Here is a 17,960-nt window from a genome sequence, read left to right on the forward strand (position 1 = left end):
GATAAAGCGCTTTATCAAACGATGACTTGCTATCTATCGATAGTGAATAAAAAAGACACCTTTTAATAGGGTGTCTTTTTTTATGGGGCAATTCTGCGACGGCCAAGACTTTTCGACGGAAATAGCTTGAATTTATCCTACCTATCCCCACTTTATAGTGAGCATAATAGAATATAGGCTTGTGATTTACTTGATTGCAGCCTCTATGAGCACATTTTATAATATTATTCTCTATCCTATAACGATTGCTCTATAAATTTATAAATAAGGATTTACCATGACTGTATCTGTTAAAGTTTACACCACCCCTATCTGCCCATATTGCTCAAATGCTAAGCAACTGCTGAAATCTAAAGGCGTTGAATATGAAGAAATCGGCATGCATGACATGAGCAGCGATGATCGCCGTGCTTTAATGCAAAAAACCAATAACTATCGCACCGTGCCACAAATTTTCGTTGGCGAAACCTTTGTCGGTGGTTTTGATGAACTCAACCAAATGAACCAACAAGGTAAACTTGACGAGCTATTAGCGGGTTAATTTGTTATCTTGCTTTACTGCTTGTCTTTATCTATGTAAATAATGTCTGTAAGTCACGATAAAGACAGCAATAAAGAGTATTGCTAAAAAATATCGAGATTGAGTCTCGATTTATATTACAATCTTATTTTATTACAATGACAGTTTGCCCAATCATTTGATTAACTTTTAGAGGAATTATCATGGCTGAAGAACAAGTACAACCACAATTGGCACTAGAACGCATTTATGTAAAAGATATGTCACTTGAAGTCCCAGGCGCTGGCGTATTCACTAAAGAGTGGAACCCTGAGCTTGATATCAATTTATCTAGCAATGCCGAAAAACTTGATGACGATCACTATCAAGTCGTATTGACTGTTAGTGTCACGGCGAAAAATGCAGAAGAAGCGGCATTTATTGCGGAAGTTCATCAAGCGGGTATTTTCTTATTAAAAGATATCCCAGAGGATCAGATCGGTCAAATCTTAGGCGCATATTGCCCTAACGTTTTGTTCCCATATGCGCGTGAGGTCATCAGCGACATCGTGACACGTGGTAGCTTCCCGCAATTATTGCTAGCTCCAGTCAACTTTGATCAAGCCTATGCGCAAAGCCAACAGCAAGCTCAAGTCGATGCTGAAGGTAATGCGTAAGTATTAATTTAAACGCTACTGGCTTTATCAGTAGCACATTTTAATAAAAAAGCCGTTTACTTATGATAAGTGAACGGCTTTTTTACACCTACATTTTGCAGTATTTTTATACTAATAATTAACTATTAAGTATTAAAAAACCCTGCTGATTGGCAGGGTCTTCAATCACAATAATCAGTAAACAAATTCAACAAAATAACATTAGCCTTTTAGGGCTGATAATATTTGCTGCTTAACATCATCAATCCCTTGCGTACCATCAAATTTGTCATATTTAGGGGCATCGCCGCCTTCTTTGGCTTTATCTTGATAGAAACCAACCAAGGTTGATGTCTGCTCATGATAAGTGGCTAAACGGTCGCGAATGGTGGATTCTTTGTCGTCTTCACGCTGAATAAGCGCTTCACCAGTCACATCATCAATACCTTCTTGCTTTGGTGGATTATGATCAATGTGATACACGCGACCAGAACCCGCATGTTGGCGACGACCAGATAGACGCTTAACGATTTCATCATCAGGCACACTAATTTCAATTACATGGTCAATCGCAACATTCGCATCGGCAAGCGCTTGGGCTTGCGGAATGGTACGTGGGAAACCATCTAAAATACAGCCATTAATACAATCAGGCTTAGCGATGCGTTCTTGCACTAGGTTAATAATGAGGTCATCAGAAACCAAACCACCAGCATTCATCACGTCTTTGGCTTGTTTGCCAAGCTCGCTGCCTTCCTTGATTGCTGCACGCAGCATATCGCCCGTTGAGATCTGCGGAATATCATATTCTTTAGAAATGAACTGAGCTTGGGTGCCTTTACCGGCGCCTGGTGGACCTAGCAAAATAATACGCATCATTACACGACTCTCCTTAATAGATAGGATTTTGGGACTAGTAAAACTTAGGGATTGGTGGTTTGCAGAGCTTACCTTACCTTGTGGCTTTCAAAAGCTCAAGTATTTTTAGTCTTGATGCGGAAAGTTATGATGACTTATCTGTTCATGGGACAGGGTTGCGCGCCATAGAAAAGACGATGGCGCGCATTTATTACATACTGATATTTTTATATTTTGATATTGACTCATTAAGGAACTTGTTGATTAATCTCAACATTGACCTGATTTTGGTCTGCACTAATCACCACAGGATTACCTGATAGATCTCCTGATTCTGCCGTAGCAGTGCCGCTATGACTAATGCGAGCAATAACTGCTAATTGTACTTTTTCAGTACGAGCAGATGCCAGCGTACGCTCAGGCATCATGGCATCTAGATCGCTTAGGCTAATACTGGCTTCACCTTGTTTAATGACGCTAATCGGTAAACGCTTGGCGGCAAATGGTGGACCACCTTTCACATCACGTATCGCCACAAACAACACGTCATCAGCTTTTACTAACGGTAGCAGGCTCGCATTAATAGATACGGTCACGTCAATACCTTCAGAGGCTTGCTGCTGCTGAGCCGTTACGTTCGTGCTCAGCTCATCAAGACTGGCCAGCGCTTGGGTATGATCACCTGGTTTGGCGGCAATACTATCACGTAAACGCTTAATCCAACCTTGTGCTTCTTCAAAGTTATTACCACGCGCCTCACCCATTGCCATCAGCATCTGTGCACCTTCATGCTGCGGATTTTTAGCCAACACATCTTGGAGGACACGGCGACTATTGGCATCCAACTGACCTTTATTGGCAAAAAAGCTAATCTGCGCATAGGTGGTTGCAATCTCTTCGTTATCTGGCGATAAGCGATAAGCACGCGACAAGGCTTCGATTGCTGAGTCCGTGGCTTCTAATGATAAGAATAACTCCGATAGACGCATCCAACGATCAGGGTCATCGGCGTGACGATAGACGTTGGTCTGCATAGCACTGATTAATTGCGTCCCATCTTCAATCGCCCAAGCTGGTGGCTGATCAATCTTACCGGTCAATAAATCATCCGCCACTTGAGCAACTTTATCTTCTGCTGTCCACAGATTAAATACGGGTGTACGGTCGCTGACTAAGAAATAAGCCAATGCTGCGAGTACTGGTACCCATACTACGATAATCAGGCGACTTTTGATACCAGGCGCCACCATTGGCGTTACTGTACGCTGAGCATCCAATAACTGACGCTCAAGCTCAATCTTTTGATTTTGATAATGAGTGTCATCAATCGTGCCACTGTCTTTATCCGTTTGCAGTTCTGCTAGACGTTCACGAAATACCCCAATATTGATATCTAATAGTTGATTGTCAACTGGATTTTCTCGTAAGCGTGACGCTCGTAACCATGGCATGATAACGATGAGCGCCAATATGAGTGCAATCAGTAAGCTTAGGGCAATAAATAAGCCAAAAGTAGAAAATAGGGTCATTTTTTATCCTCGAGGCTTGTGATGTCATGATCGTTATTGTCATTACTATTACTATTGGCACGCGATAACAGACGATCAAGTTCAGCTTTTTCTACCGTTGTTAACGCTGCAGCGCTATCTACTGTGACGCCGCTTTGACCGCGGGCAACCCGTTGACTGCGTCTACTTTGCCAAAACCAACCAATTATTAGAGAAATCAGCAGTAATGGTGGAAAAAACCATAGTATCCATGTTGAAGGACGCAGCGGTGGCTTATAAGTGATAAAGTCGCCATAGCGCTCTTGCATATAAGCGCGTATCTCTCCATCACTACGACCTTCTTTAATCAAGTCATAGGTTTTTTGTTTTAAATCTTGGGCAATGGGCGCATCAGAACCCGCGAGGTTTTGGTTTTGACATTTTGGGCAGCGTAGCTCTTCGATAAGACCGCGATACTGGGCCTCTTGCTGTACTGAATCAAAGTCATAAACATCAATCGCTGCATAGACACTAATACTAAGCAGGCAGGCTATTATCAAGCTTACTAACTTCATAGTGATTGCTTTCATTTGAATCGCCATCATTTGCACGCCTCCTTGACCTGATTAGGGTCTGGACTAACATTGCCTTTATCGGCATCATTGAGCACCATTAAGCAAGGCGTAATACGACTTTGCCAATTGCTCTCATTAATCTCACCGACAATATGCTGGCGAATAATACCTTCACCATCAACCACGAAAGTCTCAGGCGCACCCGTTAGGCCTAGATCTAGCGCAAACTGGCCCGACAAATCCTGAATAGACATCGAAAATGGATCACCGCCACGGTTTAAATAACCTAGCGCATCGCCAATATCATCTTTATAGTTAACCCCAACCAGCTTGACACCACGCTCTTCTAATTGCATTAAAAAAGGATGTTCAATAATACAAGTTGGACACCAAGAGCCCCAAATATTCATCAAAAATGGCTGATCTGGTAGATTATCATTGGTCATTATACGGCTGGTATCTGACAATAATGGCAGCTCAAAAGTCGGCACTGGGCGCTCAAGAGCGGTATTGGTCACGATTTCAGTCGGCTGACCCAAACGCAGATACAACATAATTATGAAACCTGCAAAGACGATCAGCGGTATCAAAAACCATATCTTAATTTGGCTTTTTTTCATCGTTTGACTGCTGTTTTTCTTAGGACTTTTTTGAGGAGAATTATCTGACTGAGTCATGTTATTTCTCCCCGATTGTTGCACGTGTTTCTATATCAGCAGCGGTCGTAAAACCTGCTTTATTCGCCGCAATTTGTGCAGGCGTCTTTGGTTTCTTAATTCGGTAGCGCTTATCAAGCATACTTAGTAAACCACCGAAAGCCATAATAAGAGCACCAAGCCATATCCAGCGAATTAACGGCTTCACATAAATACGTACTGCCCATTGATCGCTACCCTGAGCGATAGGTTCACCAAGTGCGACATACAAATCACGCATTAGGCTGGCATTAATTGCTGCCTCAGTCGTCGGCATCGTACTAATGATGTAAGTGCGTTTTTCAGGATGAAGTACCGCTACTTCGTTACCCTTCTTAGTGACTGTGACTTCGGCTTGTGTTGCATCAAAGTTACTGCCTCTAGTCTCTCTTAAATCAGTTAATGCAAAGTCATAGCCTTGAACATTGACCGTTTCACCAAGCCTTAATGCCACATCGCGCTCGATACTTAGAGTACTGGTAAAAGCAACACCGATGACAGCTATTAGCACCCCAATATGAGCGGTCTGTTGACCCCAATAACTCAAATGTAATTGACCCAAACCTTTAAAGAAATTCGGTGCATTTTTAGTTTTGTCTTTAAAGTCGACAGCCATCCAAAACAATACCCAAAAACTCACCGCTAACGTCACGCCGATATTGAGCATGGCAGAAGGGCTAACGAAGTAAGTAATGATTGCTGCTAAGACAAGGCTGCTCACAGCAATGACCATACCAACGCCTAACAATGGACGCTTATCTTGTTTCCAGCGGATATTGGAGCCCATACCCATTGCGACTAGTAATAGCCACGTTAAAGGTACAAATAGCGCATTAAAGTATGGAGGACCTACCGATACTTGACCTAAATTAAAGGAATCAGCAATGATAGGATATAGCGTACCAAGCAGTACCACTAAGGTTGCAATTAAAATAATAACGTTGTTAATAACTAAAAACGACTCACGCGAAACCAGTTGATACTGACTCTCAACCGTTAAACGCCAACCACGGACGGCAAACATCAACAAACCACCGCCAACGATAATGCCAAGAATCGCTAAAATAACCAGACCACGTGTAGGGTCGGCTGCAAATGAATGCACCGAGGTAATGACCCCTGAGCGCACTAAGAAAGTACCAAGTAAACTCAGCGCAAAAGCAAAGATCGCCAGCATAATCGTCCATGCTTTAAAAACCCCGCGCTTTTCAGTGACCGCAAGCGAATGCAGTAGTGCCAAACCTGCCAGCCAAGGCATTAGCGAGGCGTTTTCTACCGGATCCCAAAACCACCAACCACCCCAACCAAGCTCGTAATACGCCCACCACGAACCCAAAGCGATACCAACTGTTAAGAAACCCCATGCTGCCAGCGCCCATGGACGTGACCAGCGTGTCCATACCGCATCCAAGCGTCCTTCCCACAAGGCTGCCATACAAAAAGCAAATGGCACGACCATACCCACATAGCCCATATATAGCATCGGTGGGTGAATAATAAGACCAAAATCCTGTAGAACAGGATTTAAATCGGCGCCATCGACTGGCAAGTTTGGCAATGTGCGGTCAAACGGTGATGAGGTAAAGATTAACATCGCCAGCATCATCATCTGTACGCCTGCTAATATTACTAATACTCGCGCGCGCATCGACAATGGCAGACCACGACTAAAGTAAGATACCAGCGCACACCACGTTGCCATGATAGTCATCCATAGCAATAGCGAGCCTTCATGCCCGCCCCAAGTTGCTGATAACTTATAATACCAAGGCAACAAAGTATTCGAGTGCTGCGACACGTAGACAAGACTAAAATCATTATAATAAAAGCCTGCCATCAATGCGCCAAACGAGGTAATCATGGCGGCAAACTGCGCCCATGCCAAGCTCGGTGCCAAACGCTGCCAAGCAACATGGTCACGCATAACGCCTATCGTTGGTAATACTACCTGCAAAATCGCCAACATAAAGGCGGCCAGCAAGGCAAAATAACCCAATTCTGTGATTAACATACGGTCTAACCTTGTTTACCTTAATACGGTCATTGTTTATTTTAGGGATTGGTATTTCAGGATATTCGAAAATATCCCATATTCGTTACTGCTGGTATTTTCTACTGTGATCATTATCTAATTATCCCCATCAGCCATTGCAGCTTAGGGCACTTACAGCATGGTACATTAGCGTCAACTTGTCACGTTTCTGTATCCACAGTGTATGCGATGTGTATAAACAGTATGAAAAGCTGCCTATCATTGCATCGCTGGAAAAAACACCAATACCAGATGTAACCAACCTGCCAAAAACCCAGTCAAGCCGCCAAGCACAATCAGCGTCAATTCATCTTCACGAAAGGCGGGACGTAATAAGTTTTGAAACTCATCGGGTGACAGTGCGCGAATACGGTCACGAAATAGTCCAAATATTTTACTAGCACGGCTTTCATTGAGCTCAGGGTCGCGCAGCGGTACCATCGTTGCGACGATCGATTTATCAATGATGGTATTTTTTAATTGTCCAAACTCGCGGCGACCCAGTCCTACTCGTAAAGTCGTACTGATTACTGGTGACTCTAATACTTTATAAAGATGCGACTTCATCAACTCACGCGTCTCGGCGGCGCGGTCACCATACATCATCTCATTCATGATGTTCTCTAACGTCACTAAATCCTTAACGACAATCTCGGCAAAAACCTCAGAAACCTCCTCTTGGCGCTTCATAAAGCCACCTTGAAAACGGTATTGAGCGATATGCGGTAATTGCGGTCTAATAAATGGAAAACGACTCTGCAAAGCAAAAAACTTCACATAAGGAATAAAATGTGGCTCCACGGGGTTAAAGACCATCCAGATCGCAATCCAGTTGGTGAGACAACCCCAAACAGCGGCAAAAAACGGTACTGTCCAGTGCTGCGGTACCACTAAAAATATAAACATTTGGATAATGCCGAAAATCAATCCTATTAGAGCACTAATATGCCAAATAAAATCGATCTCTTTTTGTCCAACTTTTAAGAACATATTGACCATCAAACGCCGATCACTTTCCATTTTATTGACAATCATCTTGCGCATATCGACTAAATCTTCGACATGATAAGTCAAGTCAGTCACCAAAGATTGCATAATACTCGGCAGCTCTTGGTGTGCTTGGGCATACACACGGCGCTTGAGTGCATAAGGAAGATTGCCCCACAGCGCGGGTGAATGATCGAGCATAATCTCATCAATCAAGTTTTCGAGATTTCCATCAACCGTATCAGTGATAAATACCGCCATCTGCTCCGGCTCCATCGCTTTAAAAAACTCATCAAGCGAGCCAAGCTTAGAGAGCGTCTGATCAACGATAACCCCTGATATCTTGCCCGCTTTTCTTGGGACAATACCTTGCCAACCGATTCCCGGTAGCCCAAAAAATGGGAAGTTCGGAATACGAATACCCCAGAACTTAATCGGATAGAACAGCATTTTCAGTGCCATCCACACATGGATCCAAGTCACAAATGCTGTCACCGGTGGAATGGTCAGCATAGCAAAAAACTCGGGGTGCTCAGCTATCGTCTGCCACAATGAAGTTACATCCATGACTTTATTTATCCTTGCCGTGATGATGGTCGATGCTAACCAAATATCCTTAGCAGATTAAGAACGCTCAGCAAAAAGAGGCTCTATCTCTAATAGTTATTATAAAATAAATCGCCTGATTTTAGCATACTTGCCACCCATTAGCACAGTTAGACCCTAGGCAAGTTGTGACTAGAGATGATACGTTTTGCACGCGCCCCTCACTCATAAAACCCTTAAGATAATCTGCCAGTGCTGTCAATGACAGCAGCCTCAATGCTCGCAATAGTGTCAGCGACAAAATAAATGACTGGGTACTGCGCCATAGCATTTGTTCTGTTATAATTTACGGTTAAATTTCGCTGAATAACAGCAAATAAATGAATGCAAATAAACTGACATTATATTATCGTCATATCGCGCTATGTTATTGAAATTCTTTAGCTTATCCTTTATGCTCACCTCGCTTTGGCTTAACGAGACTTGACCTTAAGCAGACTTAATATAGCAGGCTTTTATTTAATCCATATCTCCTTTAATCCCTCTCCTTCTGATTTATCGATTCACCGACCGTCTGGGTACTGACTTTATATGAAAAAACCGCTAACTCCCGATACCGAACAGGTCAACAGTATTTTTACCAGTCGAATTGTTATCCTTGGATTATTGATGTTTTTGGGTTTGATGGGTTTAATAATGCGTTATGGTTATTTACAAGTGTATGCCCACGATAAATACACCACCCAAGCGGATAATAATCGCATTAAGCTGATTTCTGCCCCGCCAAGCCGTGGCTATATTTATGATCGTAATGGAATCATTCTTGCGGACAATCAGCCTGTCTTTACCGCCATGCTAAGTCCTGATGAGGTTGAAAACCCAGAGCGCACCTTAAATTTACTGGCACCTATTTTTGATCTGACGGATGAAAATATTACCGACATTCTAGCGCGGCTAAGTAAAAGTAAAAATGATCCAGTGACGATCAAGATTGACTTAACCGATGCGCAATTGGCGCAGTTTAGTGAACGCAAACCTTTCTTTCGCGGAGTCAGTATCCAAAGTAAGCTGACGCGCTCTTACCCTTATGATGAACTGTTCGCACACGTTATCGGCTATGTGGGACGCATTAACGACAAAGAGTCTAAGCAAATAAATAAGGATCGCTATGCCGGTACCGATCTTATCGGCAAGATTGGTATCGAAGATTTTTATGAAGATATTTTACTTGGGCAACCAGGTTATCAGTCGGTAGAAACCGATGCGTATGGCAATATCCTACGTCAACTCGATACCAAGCCACCGATCGCCGGTAATGATATTACCCTAAGCTTAGACTATGGCTTACAGACTGTGGCCCAGCAGCAGCTTGACGGTCGTCGCGGCGCGATTGTGGCGATAGATCCAAAAAACGGCGACGTATTAGCGTTTGTTAGTAACCCAAGCTATGACCCCAACCCTTTTATCTCTGGCATCTCTTTTAAAGACTATGGCAATCTGCGCGAAGACCTTGATCAGCCACTATATAATCGCGCCCTACAAGGTACTTATCCTCCTGGCTCGACCATCAAACCCTTTGAAGCCTTAGGTGGTATTCATTACGGTTTACGTAATTGGGAAACCACTATTTATGATCCTGGTTATTTTAGCTTGCCTGGAGATTCACACCGTTTTCGCGATTGGAAAAAAGGCGGTCACGGTACCGTCGATCTAAAAAAATCTATCGTGATGTCGGTAGATACTTATTATTATAAACTGGCTTATGAGATGGGCATTCAGCGCTTGCATGACTGGATGGTGCGTTTTGGTTTCGGTGAAGAAACCGGTATTGACTTGCCCAATGAAAAACCTGGGATTATGCCATCACCAAAATGGAAAAAAGACACCTACGATAAAGGCTGGTTACCAGGTGAAACTATCTCGGTTAGTATCGGTCAAGGTTATTTCTTAGCGACGCCCCTACAGATCGCTAATGCAACTGCCATGACCGCGAATCAAGGTAATCATATTACCCCGCATTTATTAAAAAGTAGCGACGGTGCAGCGGCAGTCGACGTCATCACCAAACCGGATGGCAAGATTGATTATAATGGCAAACCATCTGACTGGCTACGCATGCATGATGCCATGGAACAAACGGTCAAAGCAGGTACTGGACGTGGCATCTATACGCCGCGCTATCGTATCGCCGGCAAAACGGGTACCGCACAGGTAAAATCAATTGCTCAGGGTAAAAGCTATAATAAATCCGCGCTGGATAAGCGCCACTGGGATCACGCATGGTTCAATGGTTTTGCACCAGTAGAAGACCCCGAAATTGCCCTAGCGGTATTGGTCGAAAATGGTGGTGGTGGTAGTGTCGTTGCTGCCCCTATTGGACGCGCTTTATTTGACTATTGGGTATTACAACGCAAATCTAACCCTATCTTGCCGCCAACTGCTGATCAGTTAAAAATTATCAAACGCCAAAAATCCTTTGAAAAATTGATGCGTGACGCCATACGTGATAAAGAAGACAAAGCATTAGAAGCAGAAAAAGCAAAGCAAGAAGAAAAACAGAAAGAACAAATTCAAGCCGCTACGACCACAGCAAGCGCTGAGTAAAATATTGAGTATCAATTAGGCAGCTAAGAAAAAATGATGAAAAAGACCTCAAGCACGCGTAAGCCTAACCAAAACCATAAAGCGAAACACGCTGCTGCTGGTGATGTGCGTATCATTGGCGGTCAGTTTAAGCGCCGTACTGTGAATTTTATTGATGCTGATGGCTTACGACCAACCCCAGATCGCCTACGTGAGACCTTGTTTAACTGGTTAATTGCCGATATGCACAGCGCTCACGTACTCGATAGCTGCGCAGGTAGCGGCGTCTTAGGTTTCGAATCCTTATCACGTGGGGCGGCACATTGCACTTTTATAGAAATGAGCGCCGCTCAAAGTCAAATGCTACGTCAAAGTGCCGAACAATTACGCCTTGACCCAACTACTTATCAAATCATTCAAGGTGCAGCCGAGCAAGTTTTGACTCAAAACCCGCTAAATCAGCGCCATTTTGATGTGGTATTTATCGATCCGCCTTATGCAGAAGAGTTGTGGCAACCTATTTTGACCACCCTTATTACGCAGGCATTAATCAATACAGAAACGCTGATTTATTTGGAAGCAGATAAAGCGTTAGAGGAACAATTGAGCGAGCTGGCTGCTAAGCTTAACGAAAACTCGTTCGCTCAAAAAAGCATTACCCAAGGAGTATTGGGTTTTGAGTGTCTGAAACAGACTAAGGTTGGACAAGTTGTTGCTGGACTTTATCGACTATCATCGTCATAATTGTCTGGTTAAAGAAATCGATTAATAAATGTAAAAAATGTTTAAAACCGCTGAAAAACTGGCCCAACGCTGCAGTTTAATGTATATAAGGCGAAAATAAACCCCAATGCAGCTTGCAAGCGTAGGCGCTACTGCTTATAATGTGCAGTCTGTTTTTTGAGAGCCCCGTTCCCAAGCTAAACTCTCAACGAATTTTAATTTTAAGGTTTTATCATGAAAACACTTAGTGCAAAACCAGCTGAAGTGACCCATGACTGGTTTGTCGTAGATGCTGACGGCAAAACTCTTGGTCGCTTAGCCACGCAAATTGCTAGTCGCTTACGCGGTAAGCATAAGACTTGTTATACCCCGCACGTTGACACTGGTGACTTCATTGTCGTCATCAATGCCGAAAAAATCGCGGTAACGGGTAAAAAAGCGCAAGATAAAAAATACTATCGTCACAGTGGTTACCCAGGCGGTATCAAAGAAACCAACTTCACAAAGCTGATTGCACGTAAGCCTGAAGATGTTCTACACAAAGCGGTTAAGGGTATGCTCCCAAAGGGTCCTCTTGGTTATGCGATGATCAAGAAGCTGAAACTATATGCGGGTACTGAACATCCACATGAAGCTCAGCAACCTAAAGAACTAGACATCTAAGGATATACTTATGGAACGCAATTACGGAACTGGTCGCCGCAAGACGTCTACTGCTCGTGTCTTTTTAGCTAAAGGTACTGGTAGCATTATCGTTAACGGTAAGCCACTTGATGAATATTTCAGCCGTGAAACTTCACGCATGGTTGTTCGTCAGCCATTAGAGCTACTTGACTCGCCTACTGCTTATGACTTATACGTCACTGTAAAAGGTGGTGGTATCAGTGGTCAAGCGGGCGCTATTCGCCACGGTATTACTCGTGCGTTAGTTGAGCTCGATGAGACTAACAAGCCTGCACTAAAAGCTGCTGGTTTTGTTACTCGTGACTCACGTCAAGTTGAACGTAAGAAATTGGGCCTACGTAAAGCACGTAAACGTCCACAATTCTCAAAACGTTAATCAAAGCTATCTCTTATTTTCTTGCTGCTGTTGTCTTTATCTCAGAGCATCAGTAAAAGCATTAAAAGAAAGAGTAGATTTGCAAAACCTTATAAGCTGGTCACAGCTTGTAAGGTTTTTTTATGGGTGATACTTTTATTTATGATACTTTTTTATGTATCATGATTATTTATACATAAATGCTTTTTATAAAAAACCACCTTGTCAATTAGCCTCTAATGACAGTGCGTAAATTACCTTGCAAAGTAAAGCTTACTACCCCATCATAATCATAACTTTTCATCATTAGTAACGATCTTATGAAAGCGCCTGAACAGTTTGATCCCAGTAAGTCTGATTCAAAAATAAGCATGCCACCATCTGAGGCGGCAATGCATGGCAAACCTGCTAAATCACCCGCCATTCCTGATGGCATGCCAACGATTAAGCAAAACCATAAACGAATCGGGCAAATAGATAAAAAACCCTTTGAATGGCAGTTTTTATTGCCTAAATACTGGGGCATATGGCTACTAATGGCCATCATTGTGCCATTAGCCTATCTGCCATTACGTTGGCAATTTTGGCTGGGTCGTAAGCTTGGTATTTTAATCTATAAAGTAGCAGGTACACGGCGGCGTGATACGCTGATTAATCTCAGGTTGGCATTTCCTGACAAGCCAGAAGCTGAGCGTGAGCTAATGGCGAAGCAAGTTTTTGTTAACCAAGGTATCGGCGTATTTGAAACTCTATGCACCTGGTTCCGTCCTAATATATTTACCCGTACGGTATCTATCTCTGGGCTACAGCATGTGATCAATGCTCAAAACGATGGCCGTCCCGTTATTTTACTGGGGGCGCATTATACGATGCTCGATCTAGGCGCCATGCTATGCACCCAGTTTTTCCCTATGGATGGTATGTATCGACCACAGAACAATGCGCTACTTGATTGGTTTATTTATAACGGCCGCGCTCCCGTATTTGGCAAGCTGATTTCTAGCCGTAATATGCGTGGTTTAGTCAATATTATTAAAGAGGGACATATCGTTTGGTATTCGCCTGACCAAGATTATGGTCTTAAACACGGCGTTATGGCGCCATTTTTTGGCGTACCAGCAGCGACTATTACCGCAACACGGCGACTGGCTACAGTAGTCAGTAATGATAACAAGCTACCAGCGATAATGGCCTTACATACTTACCGGCAGACGCCAGATAATTTGCCAAGTGGCAAACGTCCGCATTATCATCTGACCATTACGCCAGAGTTGGATAACTATCCAAGCAATGATGAAATCGCGGATGCTACCCGTGTCAATGAGATTTTAGAAGGTCTGATTCGTATTGATCCAACCCAGTGGATGTGGTTCCATCGCCGCTTCAAGAATGGTCCTGATGGTCGTACTGATATCTATAAGTAAGCTCTTATTGCCAAGAAAATTACTGGGAAAATTTGCTATACTTTGCGGTTAATATTTTGTGCTACTACCAACACATAAATAGCCACATCAATAACCATACAGTTATAATAATTTGATAAACAAAAATTTTATAAATAAATAACGGATTTTTCATGAGTAATAACAATACCTCTTCTAACTCGCAAACCTCTGATACACCAGCCACCGTTAAGCGTGTTTTAACTGGCATCAAACCAACCGGTACTCTACATTTGGGTAATTACGTTGGCGCGATTCGTCCAGCGATTGAATCAATCAAAAATAGCGATGATGAAGCTTTTTTCTTTTTGGCAGACTATCATGGCATTATCGGCTGCTATGACCCTGCTATTATCCATGAATCTACCAAAGCCATTGCGGCTACTTGGATTGCCTGTGGTCTTGATCCTGAGCGTGTGACTTTTTATCGTCAATCCGATGTACCTGAGATACCAGAGCTTGCTTGGGTTTTAAACTGCTCATGCGCCAAAGGTTTGATGAATCGTGCCCATGCCTATAAAGCCGCTGTCGATATCAATATGGAAAAGGAAGATGTCGATCCTGACCAAGGTATCAACATGGGTCTGTTTGGCTATCCAGTGCTCATGGCAGCAGATATATTGATGTTTAACGCCACTCACGTGCCTGTTGGGCGTGACCAAATTCAGCATATCGAGATGGCACGTGATATTGCGGGTACTTTTAACCATCGATACAAACCACTCTTTACCATGCCAAATGCAGTAGTAGATGACGATATCCCATTACTAACGGGTCTTGATGGCCGTAAGATGAGTAAAAGCTATAGCAATACAATCCCCCTATTTGGTGAGTCTAATCCACAAGTAAGCCCCGAAAAACAGATGCATAAAGCCATCATGAAAATTGTCACCAACTCACAATTACCTGATGAGCCAAAAGATCCTGACGATTCAGCTATTTTTGAGATTTATAAAGCTTTTGCTACGCCGGAAGAAATCGCCGACATGCGTGCACAGTTTGCTGCTGGTATTGGCTGGGGCGATGCCAAGCAAGCCTTATTTGATAAAATCAATGCAGAAGTTGCCCCATTTCGCGCGCGTTACGAAGAACTCATGGCCAATCCGAAAGAGTTGGAAGAAATTCTGCAAATGGGGGCAGACAAAGCCCGTCGCCATAGCCGTAAGCAACTAGACAAAACGCGCCGCGCTATTGGTATCCGTCCCCTTGCCAAACTTAAATGATCGTTTGTTCATGGTAATCAAGATAGATTTTAACTTATGCAAGTAACCTCATACCAACGGGCTGAATCGCAAACTTCAGTAATGAGCATCAGCCCCAAATCGGTTGAGGCTGATATTCATGATATGTCGCTGCGCATTTATCAAACGCCGGTACAGCATTTGCCAGAAGATCTGTATGTGCCGCCGCAAGCGTTTGCCATTTGGCTAGAGCAGTTTGCCGGACCATTAGATTTCTTGCTATATTTGGTCAAAAAAAATAATGTTGATTTGACTCAGATGCCGATACTGCCGATTACCGAGCAGTATTTGGCTTATATTAGTGAATTGGATACCGAGCATTTTGAATTAGCCGGTGATTATCTGCTGATGGCGTCGACGTTAATTGCGATCAAAACCGAGCTGCTATTACCCAAGCCAGAAACGCCTACCGATGAGCGTGATCCAAAAGCCGAACTGATTGAGCGCCTTGAGGAATATGCCCAAATCAAAGCTGCCAGTCAGCGTTTGGACAATTTAGTCCGACTTGAGCGTGATGTGTTTTTAGCGATGGTTAGCATGCCTAGCCAAGATATTATGAACGCTGAACTGCCAAGCTACTCACCGACTCTATTGATTGATAGCTTATTTAAAATGCAGCTACAACCAGACTATCAGATGCATACCATTAAGGTTGACGCTGTGCCCCTTGCTGATCGTATTGCCAGTATTAGTCGGCAGCTAAGTACGGATGGTGCCCGCTCCTTTTATGAGCTAGTAGATAAAGCCCAAGGTAAAATAGGCGTGGTCGTCAGCTTTGTCGCGGTGCTTGAACTAATGAAGCGTCAACTGATTGGTGTGGTCAATACTGATGTCGATAGTAGCACTAACACTAACACAGCAAATAACGCTGATGGCACTGTATCTAATACTGACAACCACCTCGGAAAATTAACGTTACAGTGGTTAGTTTAATTTGCATTGGCTTAATCAAAGTTATCTCAATAAAGTGACCCTAATAAAGAAAAAACAATGAAAGACATAGCTCCACAATCAGCAACCTCATCTTCTTCGGTAGATAAAGAGCTACAGCAGCTCAACATAGTCAGCAAACATATTGAAGTGCTATTACATGCCTCAGAATCTCCATTGACCGCTAACACCCTAAAAAAACACCTTTCACTGTCTACTAAGACGTTAAATCAGGCACTAGAGTTACTACAACAGCGCTTAGACACTGGTGTACTAAGTTTACATGAAACGGCCAGTGGTTATCGCTTGCAAATCGCTGATAGCTATAGTGCCTTAATCCAGAGCGTCTTTCCACAACGTCAAGAACGCCTAAGCCAAGCGTTACTTGAGACATTGAGCGTGATTGCCTACAAGCAACCTGTGACACGCAGCGACATAGAACATGTGCGCGGTGTCACGCTTTCAAGCAATATCTTACGCCAACTATTTGATAAAGGTTGGATCGAAGAAAACGGCTATAAAGATACGTTGGGGCGCCCTGCTTTGTTGCATACTACAGCACAATTCTTAGATGCCTTTGGTCTGAGCCATTTAGATGAGCTACCACCGATGCCAGATATAGACGCCATTAAATCTATGTCTTAGGTTATGGAAACCTAGCCTTTTGAAGCTTAGCCTTTTGAAGCTTAACATCTGGAAAATCAGCAGCTATAATTTTAAAAGTTGAATAGGAATATCTTAGTAAAAAAATTATTTGAAATTTAATAGCCTATTTATACCCAAAAAAAGACAGACCCTGTAGGATCTGTCTTTTTTATAGATTAAATATCACTTAGCGATACTTATAATTGATTAACTTTTATTGATTAATGATATCAACACCTTTTGGTGGTGTGAACTTAAACTGACTGCTGCTGATGCTCGGGTTCAATTTAATGCTGCTAAACTTGATAGAAGTGGTTTGTCCCAAACTGTCATTTAATACCATCATCACTGGCTTACCACCGCTAAAGCTCATTGATAAACTCTTAAAGCTGGCGCTGTCAGACTTCGGATACAGCACATAGTAGTTTTTATTGGCGTATGGCTGCGTGATTTTAAAGTTCTTATCAATTTTACTTGGGTCACCTGATAATAGTAGTGCCGGTGTATTGCCTACTTGGCTATCTACGTTCTGTTTGGTTGCTTGCTCTAAATCCTTATCATAAACCCACATTGAACTACCATTAGCCACAATCAGCTGCTCTGATGGTGATTTGGTTTCCCAACGGAAATTATTTGGTCGTTGCACACTCATCGTACCAGTGAAAGTACCACTGTTAGCACCCTTAGTGGTTTGGCTAAAATTAGCAGTCATGCTCTTGGTATTGGTTAAAAGCTTATTTAAATTCTTGGCTGCTGTTAAATTACTAGCAGGCGCAGCATGGGCAGATTGTGTTAATGCCATCATAGGTGCTGCAACGCCAAGCGTGGTCATCAAAATACCAGCTAGAGCACCGCCCATTACTTTTTGTTTTAGAGTTGTTGTCTGTTTAATCGATTGATTGGTCAATAAAGTCATTATAAATCCTCTCTCAAAATGCAAAATAGCATAAAAAATAAAACGTTTTATTAAATTTTTGTTTTCGGTAAATGTTTATCTCACAAGTATAAAATCGGTGTGATAA

General features: G+C 42.9%; 17 protein-coding genes. 10 read left to right on the forward strand and 7 right to left on the reverse strand.

The annotated features are described in order from the left end of the window. The first annotated feature begins 277 nt into the window (after positions 1-277). Positions 278-541 (forward strand): glutaredoxin 3, encoded by a 264-nt coding sequence (gene grxC / locus EPB74_RS05980; protein WP_079692270.1) that lies wholly within the window; start codon positions 278-280, stop codon positions 539-541. A 182-nt stretch (positions 542-723) separates the two neighbouring features. Then, on the forward strand, positions 724-1,176 hold the full coding sequence (gene secB / locus EPB74_RS05985) for a protein-export chaperone SecB (RefSeq protein WP_079692271.1): 453 nt from the start codon (positions 724-726) through the stop codon (positions 1,174-1,176). Between the two features lie 201 nt (positions 1,177-1,377). Here secB and adk read toward each other — a convergent pair whose 3' ends face one another. The 6 genes from adk to EPB74_RS06015 all read right to left on the reverse strand — a co-directional run bounded on the left by adk (position 1,378) and on the right by EPB74_RS06015 (position 8,356). Further along, positions 1,378-2,034, reverse strand: coding sequence for an adenylate kinase (gene adk / locus EPB74_RS05990; RefSeq protein WP_089553961.1), 657 nt, complete (start codon positions 2,032-2,034; stop codon positions 1,378-1,380). Between the two features lie 227 nt (positions 2,035-2,261). Beyond that, entirely contained in the window at positions 2,262-3,542 is a 1,281-nt protein-coding gene (gene ccmI / locus EPB74_RS05995; RefSeq protein WP_274903324.1) for a c-type cytochrome biogenesis protein CcmI, read from the reverse strand. Continuing rightward, positions 3,539-4,105 carry a cytochrome c-type biogenesis protein gene (locus tag EPB74_RS06000; protein WP_274903325.1) on the reverse strand — a complete coding sequence of 189 codons (567 nt, stop codon included), beginning with the start codon at positions 4,103-4,105 and terminating at the stop codon, positions 3,539-3,541. The genes ccmI and EPB74_RS06000 overlap by 4 nt, the downstream gene beginning before the upstream one ends. Then, entirely contained in the window at positions 4,102-4,752 is a 651-nt protein-coding gene (locus EPB74_RS06005) for a DsbE family thiol:disulfide interchange protein (protein WP_274903327.1), read from the reverse strand. The genes EPB74_RS06000 and EPB74_RS06005 overlap by 4 nt, the downstream gene beginning before the upstream one ends. A gap of 1 nt (position 4,753) precedes the next feature. After that, positions 4,754-6,781 carry a heme lyase CcmF/NrfE family subunit gene (locus EPB74_RS06010; RefSeq protein ID WP_274903328.1) on the reverse strand — a complete coding sequence of 676 codons (2,028 nt, stop codon included), beginning with the start codon at positions 6,779-6,781 and terminating at the stop codon, positions 4,754-4,756. 240 nt (positions 6,782-7,021) lie between these two features. Beyond that, positions 7,022-8,356: a hypothetical protein gene (locus EPB74_RS06015; RefSeq protein ID WP_079692277.1), complete on the reverse strand. Its 1,335-nt coding sequence runs from the start codon at positions 8,354-8,356 to the stop codon at positions 7,022-7,024. Positions 8,357-8,926: 570 nt separating this feature from the next. On the opposite strand from EPB74_RS06015, the gene mrdA reads away from it, so the two are divergent. From mrdA to scpB, 8 genes are all read left to right on the forward strand, one after another. Then, complete coding sequence (gene mrdA, locus EPB74_RS06020; protein ID WP_274903330.1) at positions 8,927-10,939, forward strand: penicillin-binding protein 2; 2,013 nt, start codon at positions 8,927-8,929, stop codon at positions 10,937-10,939. 36 nt (positions 10,940-10,975) lie between these two features. After that, positions 10,976-11,662, forward strand: coding sequence for a 16S rRNA (guanine(966)-N(2))-methyltransferase RsmD (gene rsmD / locus EPB74_RS06025; RefSeq protein ID WP_274903331.1), 687 nt, complete (start codon positions 10,976-10,978; stop codon positions 11,660-11,662). Positions 11,663-11,875: 213 nt separating this feature from the next. Further along, positions 11,876-12,304, forward strand: a complete 429-nt coding sequence (gene rplM, locus EPB74_RS06030) for a 50S ribosomal protein L13 (protein WP_079692280.1) — start codon at positions 11,876-11,878, stop codon at positions 12,302-12,304. Positions 12,305-12,314: 10 nt separating this feature from the next. Further along, entirely contained in the window at positions 12,315-12,701 is a 387-nt protein-coding gene (gene rpsI, locus EPB74_RS06035; RefSeq protein WP_079692281.1) for a 30S ribosomal protein S9, read from the forward strand. 299 nt (positions 12,702-13,000) lie between these two features. Beyond that, on the forward strand, positions 13,001-14,104 hold the full coding sequence (locus EPB74_RS06040) for an LpxL/LpxP family acyltransferase (protein WP_274903332.1): 1,104 nt from the start codon (positions 13,001-13,003) through the stop codon (positions 14,102-14,104). A gap of 152 nt (positions 14,105-14,256) precedes the next feature. After that, the gene (gene trpS, locus EPB74_RS06045; protein WP_274903333.1) at positions 14,257-15,345 is read left to right on the forward strand and encodes a tryptophan--tRNA ligase; all 1,089 of its coding nucleotides are present in this window, start codon (positions 14,257-14,259) and stop codon (positions 15,343-15,345) included. An 81-nt stretch (positions 15,346-15,426) separates the two neighbouring features. Beyond that, positions 15,427-16,296: a segregation and condensation protein A gene (locus EPB74_RS06050; RefSeq protein WP_274903571.1), complete on the forward strand. Its 870-nt coding sequence runs from the start codon at positions 15,427-15,429 to the stop codon at positions 16,294-16,296. Positions 16,297-16,353: 57 nt separating this feature from the next. Beyond that, positions 16,354-16,938, forward strand: a complete 585-nt coding sequence (gene scpB / locus EPB74_RS06055) for an SMC-Scp complex subunit ScpB (RefSeq protein ID WP_274903334.1) — start codon at positions 16,354-16,356, stop codon at positions 16,936-16,938. Between the two features lie 214 nt (positions 16,939-17,152). On the opposite strand, the gene lolA is transcribed toward scpB, so the two are convergent. Continuing rightward, entirely contained in the window at positions 17,153-17,854 is a 702-nt protein-coding gene (gene lolA / locus EPB74_RS06060; protein WP_089553951.1) for an outer membrane lipoprotein chaperone LolA, read from the reverse strand. Positions 17,855-17,960 lie beyond the last annotated feature (106 nt).

The organism is Psychrobacter sp. DAB_AL62B (assembly GCF_028895345.1).
GTDB lineage: Bacteria > Pseudomonadota > Gammaproteobacteria > Pseudomonadales > Moraxellaceae > Psychrobacter.